We start from the raw sequence: 18,020 nt of genomic DNA on the forward strand, positions 1-18,020 counted from the left end.
TTAGTTTATAGTTGATCTTTAATCTTTATCAATTCTGCTTTGATATTTTCAAGTTTCCGAATGATCTCAAAATTATCAAGTGTCTTTTTCTTTTCTTCTTTTAGATGTGTTTTGGCGCCTTCCAAGGTAAATCCGCGCTCTTTTACCAAATGATAAATCAGTTGGAGATTCTTGATATCTTCTTTGGTAAATTTACGATTTCCTTTTGCGTTCTTTTTTGGTTTGATGGCATCAAACTCTTTTTCCCAAAAGCGAATTAGCGAAGTGTTTACCTGAAAAGCTTCGGCAACTTCACCAATACTATAATATAATTTATCAGGAAGATTAACGTGCATTAGTCAAGCGATTGGTTTTCTAATGAAGAAGCATGAAGCATTGCATCAAATTCGGCCTGCGTTAAACTACCATAGTAGAAGTTCATTGGGTTGATACGGTCTCCGTCTTTCCAAACTTCGTAATGGCAGTGAGGACCTTGAGAGCGTCCGCTACTACCTACATACCCAATAAGATCACCACGCTTTACCTTTTGACCTTTTCGAACATTATAGCGGCTTAAGTGTGCATAAAGGCTGGTGTAACCATATCCATGATCTATACGAATGTGCTCTCCATACCCTGTTGCACGGTGGTCTGCTCTTATCACAACTCCGTCACCCGTAGCATAAATAGGCGTTCCTGTTGGGGCGGAAAAATCCATTCCATAGTGGAATTTTCTAGCTTTGGTAAATGGGTCAGATCTCCATCCATATCCCGAAGCCATTCTTTTTAAATCTTCATTACGTACCGGCTGAATTGCTGGTATTTTAGCTAAAAAATCTTCTTTGTCTTCCGCTAGTTTGATGATTTCGTCCAAAGATTTTGATTGTACTACCAACCGTTTTTGTAATACTTCTAAGCGCTTGGTAGTTTCTGTGATTTTTTCAGAATTGTTATAACCTTCTAGATTTTTGTAACGGTTTACACCACCAAACCCAGCTTTTCTTTGCTCTTCCGGGATAGGGTTCGCCTCAAAATAAGAACGGTAGATGTTGTTGTCTTTATCTTCAATGTATGCCAACACCTCTTCCATTTGAGACATTTTTTTGTCTAATATCTCAAACTGAAGTTCGTATTGTTTGTTCTCTCTTTCCAGTGAAAGTTCTTTTGGAGTATTTACAACATTAAGGTTTAGCAGAACAATGGCTCCCAATCCACCAGCTATAAAAGCCGCTGTAAAAAGTAAAAAAACATTTCTGATTTTCTTACCACGCTTGGCTTCTATTTTCTTGTAGGATAGTGTTTCAGGATCGTAATAATATTTTACCTTACTCATAAGTGAAAATTGCTATTTTTGCATTCAAACGTTTCATCGTTATGAATTCGTATATGTGTAATTCACAAATATAAACAATGTACGCTGGAACGCAATTTTTTAAATCGGTTAAGAATCAAAATTATATGACTTCTCAAGAAATCAGAGCTCAATTTTTAGAGTTTTTCAAAAGCAAACAACATACCATTGTACCCTCGGCTCCTATGGTAATTAAGAACGACCCTACACTGATGTTTACCAATGCGGGAATGAATCAGTTTAAAGAGTTCTTTTTAGGAAATTCAGATCCTAAAAGTACCCGTGTGACCGATACGCAAAAGTGTTTGCGCGTTTCCGGTAAGCACAACGATCTCGAAGAAGTGGGGATGGATACCTATCACCACACCATGTTTGAGATGTTGGGGAACTGGAGTTTTGGCGATTATTTTAAAGAAGAAGCCATTGCCTGGGCATGGGAGTTGTTAACAGAAGTTTTTAAAGTAGATAAAGATATTTTATATGTAACCATTTTTGAAGGGGACGAAAGTGAAGGCCTTGAAAAAGATATGGAAGCTTATAATATCTGGAAAAAACACATTCCGGAAGATCGTATTTTGTTAGGGAACAAAAAAGATAATTTCTGGGAAATGGGAGATCAAGGACCATGTGGACCTTGTTCTGAAATTCATATCGACATTCGTTCTGCAGAAGAAAAAGCAAAAATTTCCGGGAAAGATTTGGTGAATCATGACCATCCTCAAGTGGTGGAAATCTGGAATTTGGTATTCATGCAGTTCAACCGTAAAGCGAACGGAAGTTTAGAGTCTTTACCAGCCAAACACGTGGATACCGGAATGGGCTTTGAACGTTTGTGTATGGTGTTGCAAGGCAAGCAAAGTAACTATGATACCGATGTGTTTACACCGTTATTAGCAAAGATAGAAGCGGTGACCAAAAACGCGTATGGCAAGGACGAAGAAAAAAACATTGCAATGCGTGTGATTGCAGATCACATTCGCGCAGTGGCTTTTGCTATTGCAGACGGACAGTTGCCAAGCAATACCGGAGCAGGATATGTCATCAGAAGAATTTTAAGAAGAGCCATCCGTTATGGATTCTCTTTCCTAAATATGACCGAGCCTTTTATTTATGAATTGGTTCAAACCCTAAGTGATCAAATGTCAGTGGCTTTCCCTGAGTTAAAATCACAACAAAATCTAATTGTCAATGTTGTAAAAGAAGAAGAACAATCGTTCTTAAGAACTTTGGAGCAAGGATTACAATTGTTAGAAAATGTGATTTCAGAAACCGAAGGCAAGCAAGTTTCTGGAGCAAAAGCTTTTGAATTGTATGACACCTTTGGATTTCCAATCGACTTAACCGCTTTGATTTTAAGAGAACGTGGTTATACGTTGGACGAGGCGGCTTTTGAAGCAGCTTTGCAAGAACAGAAAGAACGTTCGAGAGCAGCTACCAAAGTGGCTACTGGTGACTGGACCGTGTTGATTGATACCAAAGATGAAACCTTTGTGGGGTATGATACGTTAACCGCTGCGGTTCACATTACCAAATACCGTAAAGTAGAGAGTAAGAAGGATGGTGAAATGTATCAGTTGGTGTTAGATGTAACTCCTTTCTATGCAGAAAGCGGTGGTCAAGTAGGTGATACAGGTGTTTTGAAATCGGATGATGGAAGCACGATTAAAATCACAGACACCAAGAAAGAAAACAACCAGATTATTCACTTTACCAAGAAGCTTCCTGCAAATCCTGAAGCTACTTTTACAGCCATTGTAGATGCAGCTGAAAGAGCACAAACATGTAGTAATCATACTGCTACTCACTTGTTGCACCAAGCACTGCGCAGTGTTTTAGGAACACATGTAGAGCAAAAAGGATCTATGGTTCGTAGTAGTTATTTACGTTTCGATTTTTCTCATTTTAGTAAAATGACTGCAGAAGAATTGAAAGCAGTAGAAATTTTTGTAAACAATAGAATTGCAGAGCAACTTACGTTAGAAGAAAATAGAAAAGTGCCTTTTGATAAAGCAGTTGAAGAAGGCGCTATGGCTTTGTTCGGTGAAAAATATGCCGATGAGGTTCGTGTGATTCGTTTTGGTGAAAGTGCCGAATTGTGTGGAGGAACACATGTAAAGAATACCGGAGAGATTTGGCATTTTATCATTACAGGTGAAAGTGCTGTGGCTGCCGGAATTCGAAGAATAGAAGCGATTACTTCCGATGCAGCAAAAGCTTATTTTGAAACACAGACCGAAGGATTTCAACAAGTAAAATCGGTATTGAAGAATGCCAAAGATCCTGTGAAAGCTATTGAACAATTGCAAGATGAAAATACTGCTTTGAAAAAGCAATTGGAGCAATTGTTGAAAGACAAGGCGAAAGGATTGAAAAATGAGTTAAAAGAGCAAATAACCGAAGTGAATGGCGTGAATTTCTTGGCTACAAAAGTAGATTTAGATGCTGGAGGAATTAAAGATTTAGCCTTTGCTTTAGGAAGTGAAGTGTCAAACTTGTTTGCTTTGTTCGCAACCGATCAAGGAGGAAAAGCTGTTTTAACTTGTTATATAGATAAAGATTTAGCTAAAAATAAAGACCTGAATGCAGGTACTATTGTTAGAGAATTAGGAAAACACATTCAAGGAGGCGGCGGTGGCCAACCGTTCTTTGCTACCGCAGGAGGTAAAAATCCAGATGGAATTCCTGCTGCTTTGGAAGCTGTGAAATCCTATTTGTCTTAAATTAAGAACTTAAAAAATAGCCTGAAATTGTAGCATTACCATTTCAGGCTTTTATTTTCAATATATGAAGTTGCAAACGCAAATCCCTTTTCAAAAACAACCACAGCCTATAGGGTATGAGGATAGATTGCTATTGATGGGATCTTGTTTTGCTTCTAACATGGCAGAGAAATTAGCTTATTATAAGTTTCAGCATGTTGTGAATCCGTTTGGTGTGCTTTTTCATCCAATAGCCATAGAAAAGTTACTAACTAGAGCCATTAATAAAGAAGCTTTTACAGATGCTGATATTTTTTTCGCTAACGAGCAATGGCATTGTTTTGATGTTCATTCAGAACTGAGTCATGCTGATAAAGACATCTTTTTAGAAAATTTAAATAAACAATTGACTAACCTTCATGCGTCTGTTCACAATGCAACTTATTTTGTGTTGACACTTGGAACTGCTTGGGTATATCGTTTGATAGAAAAAGATGATCTAGTAGCCAATTGCCATAAAATTCCACAAAAGAAGTTTTTAAAAGAAATCCTGTCTGTAGAAGAAGTTGTTGCTTCGTTGGAAAACATATCGGTCCTTTTAAAGAGTATCAATCCTCAATTAAAAATGATAACCACGGTTTCTCCCGTGCGTCACTTGAAAGATGGTTTTGTAGAGAACATGCAAAGCAAAGCTCATTTACTAGCGGCTGTACAACAAGTTGTAACTCCAAGAGAACAGTTGTATTATTTTCCTTCCTATGAATTGATGATGGATGAATTACGTGATTACCGTTTTTATAAAGAAGACATGATTCATCCTAATGCTTTGGCAGTAACTTATATCTGGAAGAAATTTTTGGATGTATGGTTTTCAGAAGAAGCCATTCAGTTTTCTAAAGAAATAGATCAAATTCAAAAAGGCTTATCGCACCGCTCGTTCAATGCGCAATCCGAAGCACATCAACAATTTTTGGAGAAATTGAACATGAAAATAACCAAACTAAAAGAACGTTATTCATTTTTAAAATTCTAATTAAATGAATGATAATTGTATATTTATCAAAAACTAACTTATGAGAAACTTGAAAAACGCGGTTCTAACCGCAATTTTAGTATTAGGAATTACTTCTGCATTTGCACAAAAAACACTAAAAAATGCAACCGTTACCTATCAAATGTCTACCGATGCTATGAATCCGCAGACAAATGAAGAAATGACTATTAACATGGAGCTTGTTCTAAAAGTTTTGAATAAAAAAGCCGCCATAGACATGAATATGAATTTGATGGGAATGCAAATGAACATGAAAACATCTTTAGATACTGAAAGTAAAAACGGTATTTTATTAATGGATGTAATGGGACAAAAAATGGCAGCTAAGATTAATCCGGCTGATTATGATACCATGAAGTCTCAAAACAAGGTTGAAACTCCTCAAAGCGTTGAAAAAACAAACAAAACAAAAACTATTTTAGGGTATTTGTGTAAGCATGCTATTGTTACCGGAAAAGATGGTTCTGTAAGCGATGTGTATTATACAGAAAAGTTGAACAATTTAGATATAGATGGAGCTAATCAAGTAGCCATTAGCGGTGTAGATGGTTTGCCTCTAGAGTATGTGACCAAAGCACATGGAGCTACTATTACAGTAACTGTGGAAGGTATAGAAGAAAATACAGTAAAAGCTTCTGATTTTATGTCTTCGATTCCTGAGGGGTATACAGAAGTTACTTATGAGCAATTGACAAGTATGGGAGGAGCTGGAATGTAGGTTTTGATTTACTTTAAATATGATAAAAAAATAGCGGTCATTGACCGCTATTTTTTTATTGAAGTTTCTTGTATAAACTCATATATCCACCACCGTTGAGTGCTTCTATACCACTACTTTTTAGCATAGCCGCTGCACTTGCACTACGCATACCACTGGCACAACAAGTGATCACAGGTTTATTCCATTTTTTAACAGTATCTAATTTACTCCCTAAGGTTTGTAATGGAATATTTTTAGAACCTGGTATGGCGCCACTACTATATTCTCCGGGAGTTCTTACATCCAGAATCACAGCATCTCTTTCTATAAAGTCATTTATTTTTTCCATTTTATTTCCGAATAAATTATTTAAAAATCCCATATGTTTTATTTTTTAACAAAGGAAATACATCTTGGATAAACGTAGCGTAATAATTGTTACACAGGTTCTAGTCATAAAAAAAGCTGCCTTAAAAAGACAGCTTTTCTAATATCATTTTATTACTTCATTATTGTTTCTGCGGAGGATATTGCGATAGAATTTCTGATACAAATTCATTGATACGTTCCTGTTTTTTAGCAATATCATCAACTTCCAGGTAGCCAGAACCTTTACCTTGCCAAACAAGTTCGTTGGTTTTAGCATCAATCAAATCAATATATAAACTTCCCTGTGTAGAAGTACGTACATTGTTATAAGCTCCTCCCCAATACCAAGGGCTCCAACCCCAACCATAACCGTAGTTGTTATACACGTCTACCTGTTTTTGTTCTTTGGTAAAGATATTTACCAACAAATCTGGTTGTTCAGATTTTTGAAAACCTTTTTGGGTCATAGAAGCATCAATAGCTCTTAAAATTCTCTTTTTATCTAGGTCAGAAATTTCAGCTTTGTCGATTCCCGGTTTGTAAAATGCGAACGATTTATAACTGGTGAAATTAGCTTGTTGATCATAATCTGAAACTACTTTAACACTAGAGCATGAAGCTGTAACCGCTACCAATGCAAGTATCATAATTGATTTTATCCATTTCATCTTTCAAATTTTTTGAGGGTTATTTTACTTAAAGATAGAAAACAAAAATTATGCCTAAGTAAAAATCTTTGTTAATGTTTATGGTGTTGATATGTAGAATGTTAAAAAAATGCTAGACTAGGTCTGAAGTTTTCGAAGAATGAGTACCTTAAAACAAAAATGTTATGAAAAAGTTAGTAATAGCCTTAATGGCATTGAGTTTATCTACAGGTTCTTTGGTTTCTTGTAGAGATAGCAAAGAAAAGAAGAAGCAAGAATTGATTGATGAAATGAAAGAAGAGGGAGCCGATATTAAAATGAAGAAAGATGGTGATGAAGAGAAAATAAAGATGGAAACAGAGAATAAAGAAGTCAAAATAAAAGAAGATGATGACGGCGACATGAAAATTAAAACGGATGATAATTAATTGAAAAAGGCTGAACGATGAGTTCAGCCTTTTTTATGTTACAATAAATCTTCATCTACTAAATTGGGGATGGTGATTTTTAAATTTGGTTCGGCTTCCATGGCGCGTTTGGCGGCAAACATAGCACCTTCGTTACGTGCCCAACTTCTTCTGGAAATTCCGTTGTTCACATCCCAGAAAAGCATAGATTTTAGTCGGCGTTCGGCATCATCAGAACCGTCTAATACCATTCCGAATCCACCATTCATAACTTCTCCCCAGCCAACGCCACCACCATTGTGGATAGATACCCAGGTAGCGCCTCTAAAGCTATCGCCAATTACATTTTGAATGGACATATCTGCTGTAAAACGAGAGCCGTCATAGATGTTAGAAGTTTCTCTGTATGGAGAATCAGTCCCCGATACATCGTGGTGATCTCTTCCCAAAACTACATAGCCAATTTCGCCATTGGCGATGGCTTTGTTGAATGCTTGTGCAATTTTGGTACGGCCTTCGGCATCGGCATATAAAATACGTGCTTGTGAACCTACCACCAATTTATTTTCTTGCGCTCCTTTGATCCATTGAATATTGTCTTGCATTTGTTGCTGGATTTCTGCCGGAGCTGTTTGTTTGATTTCTTCTAATACTTCACACGCAATGGCATCGGTTTTGGCTAAATCTTCCGGTTTTCCTGAAGTACATACCCAACGGAAAGGTCCAAATCCGTAATCAAAACACATAGGTCCCATAATGTCTTGTACGTAGCTAGGATATTTAAAATCGATTCCATTTTCGGCTATCACATCGGCGCCGGCTCTGGAAGCTTCTAGTAAGAAAGCATTTCCATAGTCGAAGAAATAAGTTCCTTTTTCGGTGTGCTTGTTAATCGCTTTGGCTTGTCTGCGTAACGATTCCTGAACCTTTGTTTTAAAGTTTTCAGGATTGTTAGCCATCATATCGTTGGCTTCTTCATAGCTTAAACCTGCCGGATAATAACCGCCAGCCCAAGGGTTGTGCAATGAAGTTTGATCGGATCCTAGATCAATGTATAGATCTTCTTCATCAAAACGTTCCCAAACATCTACTACGTTTCCTAAATAAGCAAGTGACACCACTTCTTTGGCAGCTTTGGCTTTTTGAACACGGGTTACTAAAGCATCGATATCTTCAATAACTTCGTGAATCCAGCCTTGTTCATGACGAATTTTAGTGATTTTAGGATTTACCTCTGCGCAAACCGTGATACAACCTGCGATGGTTCCTGCTTTGGGTTGCGCACCACTCATCCCCCCCAATCCGGAAGTAACAAAAAGATTTCCTGCCGGTTCAGTTTTAATTTTTCTGAAACCATTCAATACCGTAATCGTAGTACCGTGAACAATTCCTTGGGGCCCAATGTACATATAACTTCCAGCTGTCATTTGTCCGTATTGTGTAACGCCTAATGCGTTGAATTTTTCCCAGTCATCTGGTTGGGAGTAATTCGGAATCATCATTCCGTTTGTGACTACAACTCTCGGCGCATCTTTGTGCGAAGGGAACAAACCCATTGGGTGTCCTGAATACATTACCAAAGTTTGTTCGTCTGTCATTTCGGCCAAATACTGCATGGTTAGCAGGTATTGTGCCCAGTTTTGAAACACGGCACCGTTACCGCCATAGGTGATTAATTCATGCGGATGTTGTGCCACAGCATAATCCAAATTATTTTGAATCATGAGCATGATGGCTTTGGCCTGTGAACTTTTTCCCGGATATTCTTCTATAGGTCGCGCGTACATTTTATAGTCGGGACGTAGGCGATACATATAGATGCGGCCATAGGTTTCTAATTCATATTTAAATTCAGGAATTAGTGTAGCGTGTTGCTCCGGTGAAAAATAACGTAAAGCATTTTTAAGCGCTAACTTTTTCTCGTCGGCAGATAAAATGTCTTTGCGTTTTGGCGCATGGTTGATGGAATTATCGTATGTTTTTGGCTCTGGAAGTATTTCCGGAATTCCTTGTAAAATATGTTCTTGAAATGTCATAGTTTTTTGTGTTTTTGCGTGAGCGATTGAGCCTTTGTTGGAGCTCTTTGGTTGGTAAACCAAAAGCGACTGGCGAAAGCGCGACCCGAACCGAAAGGGTAGGGGCACGCCCAGCAAATTATTTTGATACTTTTCCTGTTTTTTTGTCGAATCCGTAGGGGCAATGCCTGCATCCACTTTGGCAGCAATAGCCGCGTTTTAGGTGGTATTGTTCTGTGAAACACCGGTAGCCTTCCGGAGTTAGGTAATAATCGCCTTCTTCTATAGGAATTCGTTTGTTCATTATATGATCTGTGAATTACAAAGATATAAGAATTGTGTGTTTTGAAAAGTAAATAAAAAAAGCCTTCCGATTATTGGAAGGCTTTCTTGGAGTGCTATATTTCTCGAATTTTAGTGTACTAATTTTTTTGTAATTGTAGCTCCACTAGTGGTGGTTACAGTAATTAGCAGGGTACTATTTGTTCTTTTTGAATAGAACGTTTTGTCTAGTGTTTGTATGTCTTGTAAAGAAAGAACCAATTTACCATTGATGTCATAAATTGTAATGTCTTTCATAACTTCCTGAGTAGATAATACTCTTACTTTCTGATCATTGATCTCTACGGCTTTGATGGTATTGGCGTTAACGGCGATATCTTCTAAACCTAGTGCTGTATTTACATATTTTACAACGAATCTATCGTCAAATCTACCAACTGAAGCAGCAAAGGTATATGGAGCATTTGTTAACTCGTGGGTTACATTCAAATAAGTATCTTCAAGATAAATCTCAGTTTGCGTACCATCTGTAAATAATCCATCAGCATCTGCGATTGCAATGGTATAATTACCTGCAGTACCTGTGTAATACCCTAATGAAACCGTATCTGTATTTTCAAAAGGTAATGCTTTACCTTGGATCATCACATTTTCATCATCAATAATTGAATATAAATTCAATGATGTGTTTTCATCTGCATATGCATCGTATAAACGATCTTTATCATTGGTAGCGCCATCAATATAACCGATTAAGGTTCTTTTTACTGATGTTTGATTTGGTGAAATGATGTCTAACCAAAATCTTCCTTCAGGGTTTGTAGGTGTTTCGGTTTCTGTTGTTGCAGTTCTAAAGAAAGATGAATTGTTGAATGATTCACTTCTCATTTCATTGCTAAATGTAACAGTTTCTGTAGCGGCACTACCGTCTGCCATTTTTACAAAGAAAGATTGTCCTGCAGCAATATAGCCATCAAAACCTAATAGTCCACTAATAAGTCCGGTAGCGTTGAATACAATGTAGTCGTCTTGGCTATAGTTAAAGCCATAATCTGCATAGAAAGGATTCGCATTACTATTACTTGGGTTGTTTCCATGCGTCCAAATTCTAACCGCTCCTTCTATATTTAAGTTTTGAGATAAGAAAGCGTTTACACTGATTGATGATGGATATGGATTTCCTATAAGATTCCAGTTGTCATCATAGTTGGTCACCCAAGATCCATTGATGATATTTAGGAAATCTAAACCAGTATAACTTCCACGCTGAATGCTTTTTGTAATAGTTCCGTTATTTGGAGTCCCCTCGAATGTAGCTGTAAAATCTTGATCGGTGTTTACCGGATAGTCCATTGGAGCTCTGATGATATACCCTTTTCCGGCAATCATATCTTCTGATGTGTTTGACCACTGACCATATCCACCAGCTACGGTAGGAATCCATTCATAAATAGACCATGTTGGACTGTCGGGTGATACATCTTGAACGTTGAAAGATTGTACAGGTGAAGACCAATACACATAATCGTATTTGCTAATTGAAGCGTCACGATCCATAGTAATTGACCCCGTGTTTTGAACGTCCTGTACTTGGATTAAGCTACCAGAGTCTTCAATATGGAAAATACCACCATCTTCCACTGTTACTTCCTCTTGAACTGTAAGGGTGCCACCACCTTCAATAGTGAATTCTCCACCGTTTTTAACTTTAAATATTTTAGCTTGACCATTTTGATTGTTTGTAATGTCAGAAATGAAATCATCTTTTACAATTACACAGTTTTCCGATGTAGGAACTCCAAATGGTAACCAGTTATTAGGGTTGTTCCAACTTGCATTAGAAGAGGTTCCTTGCCAAATTTTTGAATTGTTGGTTACGGTAACATCTCTAGAAGCAATACAGCCGTTAGATAGTTGCGCACTTACCGTAAATGTGTATTCGCTTACTTCTAACTGTTCTAAAGTAGGTTTGATGTACACGTTTGAAGAAGTGTCTGTACCTTCTATATAAGGGATTGTACAAGCTTCATCTAAATAGGCATCTACATTGTCTCCACTCCACAAGAAAGCGGTAGTTAGCGGTTTGTAACCATGTAAAGAAATGTTGTCTATTGCCGCACCATCTTTCCAACCTGCTCGGTATCTAAAACGTACTTTTAATTGTGTGTATCCTATGTAATTGGAAAAGTCGAATGATAAATTAGCAAAATTTGAACCAACTCCAACATCTTGAGTAAAATCATGAAAAGTAGACCAATTGTATCCGTTATTGGTAGACACTTCAACAATAATGTGGTCATCATCACTTACCCCAGCATAGTTAGAATAATATAGATCAAAATTAAGTGTTAGACTTTGAAAGTTTTCGGTGTTAATGCTGTTGCTTAATGTAATAGCATTATTTACAGAAGTGCCATTCCCTAAGTCTGAAGTAGTCATAGCAAAGTGATTTCCGTTGAAACCAGATGCAATGGCCGGAAACCATACTTGTGTGTTATTAGGAACATATGGACTCTCTTTTATTTGCCAGTTAGATCCATTAGAAGAAGAGCTTACATTTTGGTTGTAAAAGCTTCCTAAATTATTGTTTTCAAAATCTTCATTGATAAGATATACTTCCTCCAATTCGCCACCTGCAGAAAGTTCAATAACGGCATCTTCACCACAAACTACTGGGTTTGCTGGTGTAACCCCTAATGTAGGGACAGGTTTTACAGTGGCCTTTACAGCTGTTCTTTCTAATGATTCGCAACTACCATTGTAGGCTGTTACATAAAATGTAGTGGTCTCTGTAAGTTCGGGAGTAGTCCATGTTGTATTTGTGGTCGTAGCAATTAAATTATCGCCTGTTGCAGCGCCATACCATCTGTATTCTGTGGTGCCATAACTAGCAGTAACGCTTAGATCTTGAGAGCCTTCACCACAACCTTCAGATTCTGTGATGCTTGTAATTAGAGCTTCGCAATTTTCAACTACTGTAAATTTATAGTCTTCTACTTCCCCATAATAACTATTGTCACAAGTGCTATTGCTGTCGTTTCTTAAGCGTAAAACGTAGCTGCCTGGGGTAGTGTTTTCAGGAATTACAAATCCAAAAGTTGTAGATACAATACCAGTACCACCAGATGAATACACTTGCTCATTATAATCGTTAAAGTCTCCATCTTTATTCCAGTCAACCCATGCGTATACAGCTGATAAATCTTGATCGTTATAAGTGATTTCTGCAAAAATATTAATACTTTCTCCCTGAGCTTGAGAACTTACTTCATCTAAATTCGTGAAATCTTGGTATCCATTATAGGAATACGTAGAGCTATTTTCGGTATCATTTAAAGTTCCTATAAAGTTAACTTGAGAGAAATAAGATTTATTTTCATAACTCACATTAGGAGTACAGTAGGATGGAAGGTCATCGTTTCCACCTCCGCTTCCAGCATTCACAGTGACGTTGTAATCTTCTGCGGAACCATAGCTTTCATATCCACAAGGGTTATTTATGTAGCTTCCGTATTTTTGTATAACTCTCATTCTCGTGATTCCATTAAGAGCAGAAGAAGGAACTTCGATAGTGTTAGAAATTGAACCATTATAGTTATTGCTTCCTATATTATATTTTTCATTACTATCGAAACTGTTGTTTTGATTCCAGTCAATATATACACTGATATAATATGAATAATATCCGTTAGTTTCGGATGATACCGATATGTTGTAAGTTCCACCTTGTGTAACGGTAGCTTCATCGCAATACGAATCATAAGCACCATAGCTAGTTGAATTAGAAGAACTGTTGTTAATACCTGCAAAAGTTACATTGGTAATGGGTCTAGTGGTTCCAAAAGTAGGAATACAATAACTACCTGAAGATTGAGAATACGTTATTTTTACTTGACCATTACCGCCGTCGCCACCTTTTTTACTATCATTGTGATAACCTTCGCCGCCGCCGCCGCCGCCGCCAGGATTTTCACCGTCTTCACCATTCTGACTTTGTTGGCCATCTCCACCATAACCACCACCAGCATTCGTGTTTCCCGCGTTACCACCGTCTCCACCAGTGCTGTTATTTCCATTGCTTCCATTTTGGCCGTTGTTATTTTGACTTCCGCCTGAAGGTTGTCCTGGTTGTCCTGGTTGTCCGTTTTGGTTTCTTTGACCACCATAGCCTCCACCAGCGGTCATTGTATAACCGGTGAAGTTTATAATTGTACTTTCTCCATTGTCACCATCGGCGTTATAATGTCCTTCTCCACCAGCACCAATAGTAAACGATACAGTTTCTCCTCCGGATAGGTTGTTAAAGGTTCGTCTTACATAGGCACCACCACCACCACCGGCACCACCACCGGCATTGTTATTTGAACTTCCACCACCTGCACCACCTGCGCCCCAGGCTTCGATGGTAATTGAAGTTACACCACATGGGACTTCAAAAGTGCTATTTCCAGGGGTGTTAAAAGTTTCGGTTTGATTATTTTGTGAAAATACTACAGCTGAGAATAGTAGGCATAGCGCAATCAAAGAGCTGTGGACTCTGTGGGGAAATTTAGAATTCATGCTAAGAGGTAATTTTTTGCGATAGTTGTTAATTGTAAAAATTTGAGCACCACAAAACTAATGGCTCTTAGTATCAAACTGTTGATTATGTCTTTATAATCGTTGAAAGCGTAAAAACTTCGATAAAGTGCATTTTTTTATCGTTAAGAGTACGTGTTTTTTTACACAGTAAAGTTGTTTTTTAGTATTGAAATAAAAAAGCAATCCATTTGGATTGCTTTTCGAAATTATTTAAAAATACTTTAATTAATGAACAATTTTCTTAGTGGCTAAATGATTATCTATCGTTTGTATGTTGACTAAAATTACGTTGTTCAATTGTTTTAAAGGAATTTGAACCGAAGATGTATTCAAATTATTCAAACTTAAAAGCTTTTGACCATTAACGGTATAAATCGTTATTTCTTTTAAATTCTCTTTAGAGGAGCTGATGTTCAATATGCTTCTGTTTGATGATTGGTACACTAAGATAGTATTCTCATCTAAGAATTTATCAGAATTTAGCGCTGTTTCAACATATTTAATGTAAAATCGATCGTTATAAATATCTGCTGTACTCACATTAAATGTATACGGAGATTGACTTAAATTATGAACTTGGTTTGAATATGTATCTTCAATATAAATGGTGTAATCATCCAAGTTTTCAAAAATACCATCCACATTTGCTAGGGCGATGGTATAATTTCCAGAAGAAGTAGCATTGAATCCTAAGGGTATCATATCTGTATTATCAAAGGGAATAGATCTGGCTTGGATTTCCATTCTTTTTGTTCCTAATAAGGTAAATAATGAAGGATTATTAATGGTATAGCTATCATACAATCTATCTTTTTCGTTTGTAGCTCCTTCTAGGTAACCAACCAAAGTCCTTGATATGTCATTGGATGGTGTAATAAGATCTAACCAAAATCTTCCTTCAAGATTTTCTGGAGTTGTGGTTTCGGTTGTTTGCATAGATCTGAAAAATTGAGAATTATTAAACTCTCCACTTCTCATGCCGTTATCAAAAATAACCGAAGAAGTAATCTCTGCTCCATCGGTCATTTGAATGAAAAAACCTTGGCTTGCACCAATATAACCATCAAATGTATCAGGACCGGCAGAAGATCCTGTAGCGTTGAAAACTATGTAGTCTTCCTGTGTATAGTTGTATTGAAAGTCATCATAGAAAGAATCATCATAGCTTTCACTAGGTGCTTCGCCATGCGTCCAGATTTGAATAGTTCCCTCTATATTTTCATTGGCTGATAGAAATGCTCCTGCATCTATGGCAGAAGGGTATGGGTTTCCAACAAGATTAAAGTTGTCATCCATATTGGTTACTGTAGCGCCATAACTATTTTCGTAATTTTCGCCAGTATAGTTTCCTCTTGAAATGGTGGTAGTTATTGTTCCGTTATTTGGAGTACCATCAAAAGTGGCGGTATACTCTTGTGTTTCAGTTGATGAATATTCTGAAGGAGCTCTTACAATATAACCTTTACCTAACATCATATTTCCGGAACTATTTACCCAATTACCTACTGAATTGTTTACTGTAGGTAGCCATTCATAAATGTAACTTGATGGCGTGTTTGGAGAAATATCATTTACAGCAAAACTAGCTACCGGACTTGACCAATACACGTAATCAAATAAACCAATGGTACTATTTCTATCCATAGTAATAATGCCTGTATTAGCTACATCTTGGACTTGAACTAAACTTCCATTATCTTCTATATGGAATGTGCCATTTTCTTCAACAATTATTGTTTCTTCTACTGTTAATGCAGCATTGCTCTCTATAGTAAATTCGCCATTGTTCTTTACTTTGAAGTTTTTAGCGTGGCCTTGGGTATTCTCTGGAATACTAGCAGTTTGAACATCTTTAATGATTACACAATTTTCTGATGTAGGTATTTCTGCGGGCAACCAATTATTTATATCTGTCCAATCATCCGAATTTCCTTGCCAAACTCTTGTAGTATTGGTAACCGTTACACTTGTGTTAGCATAGCAACTATTAGTCAAAGTAGCGCTTGCGGTAAAAGTGTATGAAGGTAACTGTAGTTGGTCTAAAGTAGGTTTTATAAATACAGTATCAACAGGAGTTCCTTCTGCATAAGGAATGGTACAAGCTTCATTGGTATAGGCATCTACAGTGGTATCGCTAATCCAATTGAATGCTGTGTTCAAAGGTTTGTCTCCATATAGTTTTACATCATCTACGGCAACTCCATCCGGTAACCAACCAGAAGAAGTTGAGTAGGAATAATGGTTAAATCTGATTTTTAAGTTTTCAAACCCTACAAATTCACTGAGATCAATAGAGATGTTTTCAAATCTACTGCCAATTCCTACGTCTTCATTGTAGTTGAGAACAGTATTCCATGAATTTCCATTATCAGTAGATACTTGAAAAAGAAAATACTCTTGAAATGTTTCATTGTCATTAGGCAAATATCTTGAATAAAACATGTCAAACTCTAAATTCAATGATACAAACTCACTCGTATTTACGGCATTTGTAAGTGTGAGCATGTTATTGATATTGTTAGGAGCCGGACTGTTTATCAAGTCAGAATTTGCCATAGCAAAATGATCATCTCCAAAACCTGAGGAAATAGCTGGAAACCAAACTTTTCCTTCTGGAACTATTGTACTTGTATAAGTTTGCCATTTTGAATATTGGTCGTAGGAAGATGTATTGCCATCATTGTTAATATTTTCGAATACTCCTAAGCCAGACTCAAAGTCTTCGTCAATTAAATATATCTGTTCAAAATCACCCGTTGCAGATAGTGTAAGAATGTCATCATCTCCACAAACTGTTGGATTTTCAGGAGAGAAGTTTAACGTAGGAATAGGATTTACATGGGCAATAACTTCAGTTCTCTCATAAGATTCGCAGAAACCATTGTAAGCCGTTACGTAGTATGAAGTTGTGGTAGAAATATTTGGTGTTGTCCAGTCTCCTGTAACAGTGGTTGCAACAAGACTTCCGCCAGTAAGCGCATTGTACCATCTAAATTCAGTTACGTCATCGGAACCAGAGACGGCTAAGTCTACTATTCCGTTACCACAGGTCTCGCCGTCAATAATATCGGTTATGTAGGCGTCACAACTTTCTAAAACAGTAAATGTGTAATCTTCAGCTTCACCATATTCCTGAAAATTTCTGTTTTGTCCAGCATAATAAACTGTATTTGTATCAAAAGTTTCGCAAGCATTGAAATTATACCCAAAATACTCGATCGTGGATCCATTTATAGTAGTGAAACTGTTATATACGCGAATACGAAGTCTGTAATCACCTGGAGTTGTATTTTCTGGAATGACGAATCCAAAAGTTGTAGTAAGAGCAGCATAGCTTCCAGGATTATAAACAATTTCAGTACTTTCATTAAATTGTCCATCTTTATTCCAGTCTACCCAGGCTTTCCATCTTCCTCTTGAGTTTGCCTCTGCATAAATATTTACTCCTTCGTTTTGAGCTTGTGAAGCAACAGTACTTGCGGATGTAAAATTTTGATATCCTATTGGAGAAGACGACGCGTATGTGGACGAATTAGAGGTGTCATTTAAGGTACCTATAAAATCCATTTTTTTTATGTAGCGTTGGCTAGCGCTATTTGTGGTAGTGGGCGTACAATAGGCCGTTGTTTCGTATGGAACGTAACTTACAGTTTCAATTAAAAAAGTAGAATCTTTAATAGCATCTGATAATATAATATCAAAAGTAACATCGGTTCCAGATGGAGTGTCAAGAACTTTAGTTGGAGCAATATTCCCAAATAGAGGAGCGTATACTACATAACACAGAAGCATAAAGAAGAAATACTTTCTTCCTAGAGGAAAGTTGATCATGCGTTTGGGGTTATTCCTGTTTATTAAATTTTACATGTTTTTTTTTGGCTTGCCAAAATTATTAAATTTTTAATTTTGTTAGATTGAAAACATGGGAAAATAAAG

Annotated in this window: 12 protein-coding genes; 4 read left to right on the forward strand and 8 right to left on the reverse strand. The window is 37.0% G+C overall.

The genetic code is table 11. The features are described 5' to 3' along the window. Positions 1-5: 5 nt before the first annotated feature. Together BM383_RS02910 and BM383_RS02915 are read right to left on the reverse strand one after the other, a co-directional pair. Complete coding sequence (locus tag BM383_RS02910; protein WP_093022777.1) at positions 6-335, reverse strand: MerR family transcriptional regulator; 330 nt, start codon at positions 333-335, stop codon at positions 6-8. Further along, the gene (locus BM383_RS02915) at positions 335-1,312 is read right to left on the reverse strand and encodes a M23 family metallopeptidase (protein WP_093022780.1); all 978 of its coding nucleotides are present in this window, start codon (positions 1,310-1,312) and stop codon (positions 335-337) included. Before BM383_RS02915 ends, BM383_RS02910 begins: the two co-directional genes overlap by 1 nt. Before the next feature lie 125 nt (positions 1,313-1,437). Between BM383_RS02915 and alaS the strand changes: the two genes are divergently transcribed. The 3 genes from alaS to BM383_RS02930 all read left to right on the forward strand — a co-directional run bounded on the left by alaS (position 1,438) and on the right by BM383_RS02930 (position 5,801). After that, entirely contained in the window at positions 1,438-4,050 is a 2,613-nt protein-coding gene (alaS, locus tag BM383_RS02920; RefSeq protein ID WP_093023436.1) for an alanine--tRNA ligase, read from the forward strand. 64 nt (positions 4,051-4,114) lie between these two features. Continuing rightward, positions 4,115-5,062: a GSCFA domain-containing protein gene (locus BM383_RS02925; RefSeq protein ID WP_093022783.1), complete on the forward strand. Its 948-nt coding sequence runs from the start codon at positions 4,115-4,117 to the stop codon at positions 5,060-5,062. Between the two features lie 40 nt (positions 5,063-5,102). Next, positions 5,103-5,801 carry a DUF4412 domain-containing protein gene (locus BM383_RS02930; protein ID WP_093022786.1) on the forward strand — a complete coding sequence of 233 codons (699 nt, stop codon included), beginning with the start codon at positions 5,103-5,105 and terminating at the stop codon, positions 5,799-5,801. Positions 5,802-5,856: 55 nt separating this feature from the next. Here the strand turns inward: BM383_RS02930 and BM383_RS02935 are convergent, their stop codons facing one another. Further along, on the reverse strand, positions 5,857-6,165 hold the full coding sequence (locus BM383_RS02935; protein ID WP_093022789.1) for a rhodanese-like domain-containing protein: 309 nt from the start codon (positions 6,163-6,165) through the stop codon (positions 5,857-5,859). Positions 6,166-6,292: 127 nt separating this feature from the next. Beyond that, positions 6,293-6,820, reverse strand: coding sequence for a DUF4136 domain-containing protein (locus tag BM383_RS02940; protein WP_093022792.1), 528 nt, complete (start codon positions 6,818-6,820; stop codon positions 6,293-6,295). Positions 6,821-6,984: 164 nt separating this feature from the next. Here BM383_RS02940 and BM383_RS02945 point away from each other — a divergent pair, with 164 nt between their 5' ends. After that, entirely contained in the window at positions 6,985-7,227 is a 243-nt protein-coding gene (locus BM383_RS02945) for a hypothetical protein (RefSeq protein WP_093022795.1), read from the forward strand. A gap of 38 nt (positions 7,228-7,265) precedes the next feature. Here the strand turns inward: BM383_RS02945 and BM383_RS02950 are convergent, their stop codons facing one another. From BM383_RS02950 to BM383_RS02960, 4 genes are all read right to left on the reverse strand, one after another. Beyond that, positions 7,266-9,242 (reverse strand): urocanate hydratase, encoded by a 1,977-nt coding sequence (locus BM383_RS02950; protein ID WP_093022798.1) that lies wholly within the window; start codon positions 9,240-9,242, stop codon positions 7,266-7,268. Positions 9,243-9,360: 118 nt separating this feature from the next. After that, positions 9,361-9,525, reverse strand: a complete 165-nt coding sequence (locus BM383_RS18775) for a C1orf53 family protein (RefSeq protein WP_177229058.1) — start codon at positions 9,523-9,525, stop codon at positions 9,361-9,363. A 110-nt stretch (positions 9,526-9,635) separates the two neighbouring features. Further along, complete coding sequence (locus tag BM383_RS02955) at positions 9,636-14,063, reverse strand: GEVED domain-containing protein (RefSeq protein WP_093022802.1); 4,428 nt, start codon at positions 14,061-14,063, stop codon at positions 9,636-9,638. Positions 14,064-14,309: 246 nt separating this feature from the next. Further along, positions 14,310-17,915 carry an Ig-like domain-containing protein gene (locus BM383_RS02960; RefSeq protein WP_093022804.1) on the reverse strand — a complete coding sequence of 1,202 codons (3,606 nt, stop codon included), beginning with the start codon at positions 17,913-17,915 and terminating at the stop codon, positions 14,310-14,312. Between the last annotated feature and the right edge of the window lie 105 nt (positions 17,916-18,020).

Origin of the sequence: Pustulibacterium marinum (assembly GCF_900116665.1) — a bacterium.
Classification (GTDB): Bacteria; Bacteroidota; Bacteroidia; order Flavobacteriales; family Flavobacteriaceae; genus Pustulibacterium; species Pustulibacterium marinum.

Bases quoted from the DNA above. Each gene is read 5' to 3' on its own strand.
- BM383_RS02960 (WP_093022804.1), bottom strand. From the start codon at position 17,915: ATGATCAACTTTCCTCTAGGAAGAAAGTATTTCTTCTTTATGCTTCTG.
- BM383_RS02930 (WP_093022786.1), top strand. From the start codon at position 5,103: ATGAGAAACTTGAAAAACGCGGTTCTAACCGCAATTTTAGTATTAGGA.
- BM383_RS02925 (WP_093022783.1), top strand. From the start codon at position 4,115: ATGAAGTTGCAAACGCAAATCCCTTTTCAAAAACAACCACAGCCTATA.
- BM383_RS02940 (WP_093022792.1), bottom strand. From the start codon at position 6,820: ATGAAATGGATAAAATCAATTATGATACTTGCATTGGTAGCGGTTACA.
- alaS (WP_093023436.1), top strand. From the start codon at position 1,438: ATGACTTCTCAAGAAATCAGAGCTCAATTTTTAGAGTTTTTCAAAAGC.
- BM383_RS02910 (WP_093022777.1), bottom strand. From the start codon at position 335: ATGCACGTTAATCTTCCTGATAAATTATATTATAGTATTGGTGAAGTT.
- BM383_RS02935 (WP_093022789.1), bottom strand. From the start codon at position 6,165: ATGGGATTTTTAAATAATTTATTCGGAAATAAAATGGAAAAAATAAAT.
- BM383_RS02950 (WP_093022798.1), bottom strand. From the start codon at position 9,242: ATGACATTTCAAGAACATATTTTACAAGGAATTCCGGAAATACTTCCA.
- BM383_RS18775 (WP_177229058.1), bottom strand. From the start codon at position 9,525: ATGAACAAACGAATTCCTATAGAAGAAGGCGATTATTACCTAACTCCG.
- BM383_RS02915 (WP_093022780.1), bottom strand. From the start codon at position 1,312: ATGAGTAAGGTAAAATATTATTACGATCCTGAAACACTATCCTACAAG.
- BM383_RS02955 (WP_093022802.1), bottom strand. From the start codon at position 14,063: ATGAATTCTAAATTTCCCCACAGAGTCCACAGCTCTTTGATTGCGCTA.
- BM383_RS02945 (WP_093022795.1), top strand. From the start codon at position 6,985: ATGAAAAAGTTAGTAATAGCCTTAATGGCATTGAGTTTATCTACAGGT.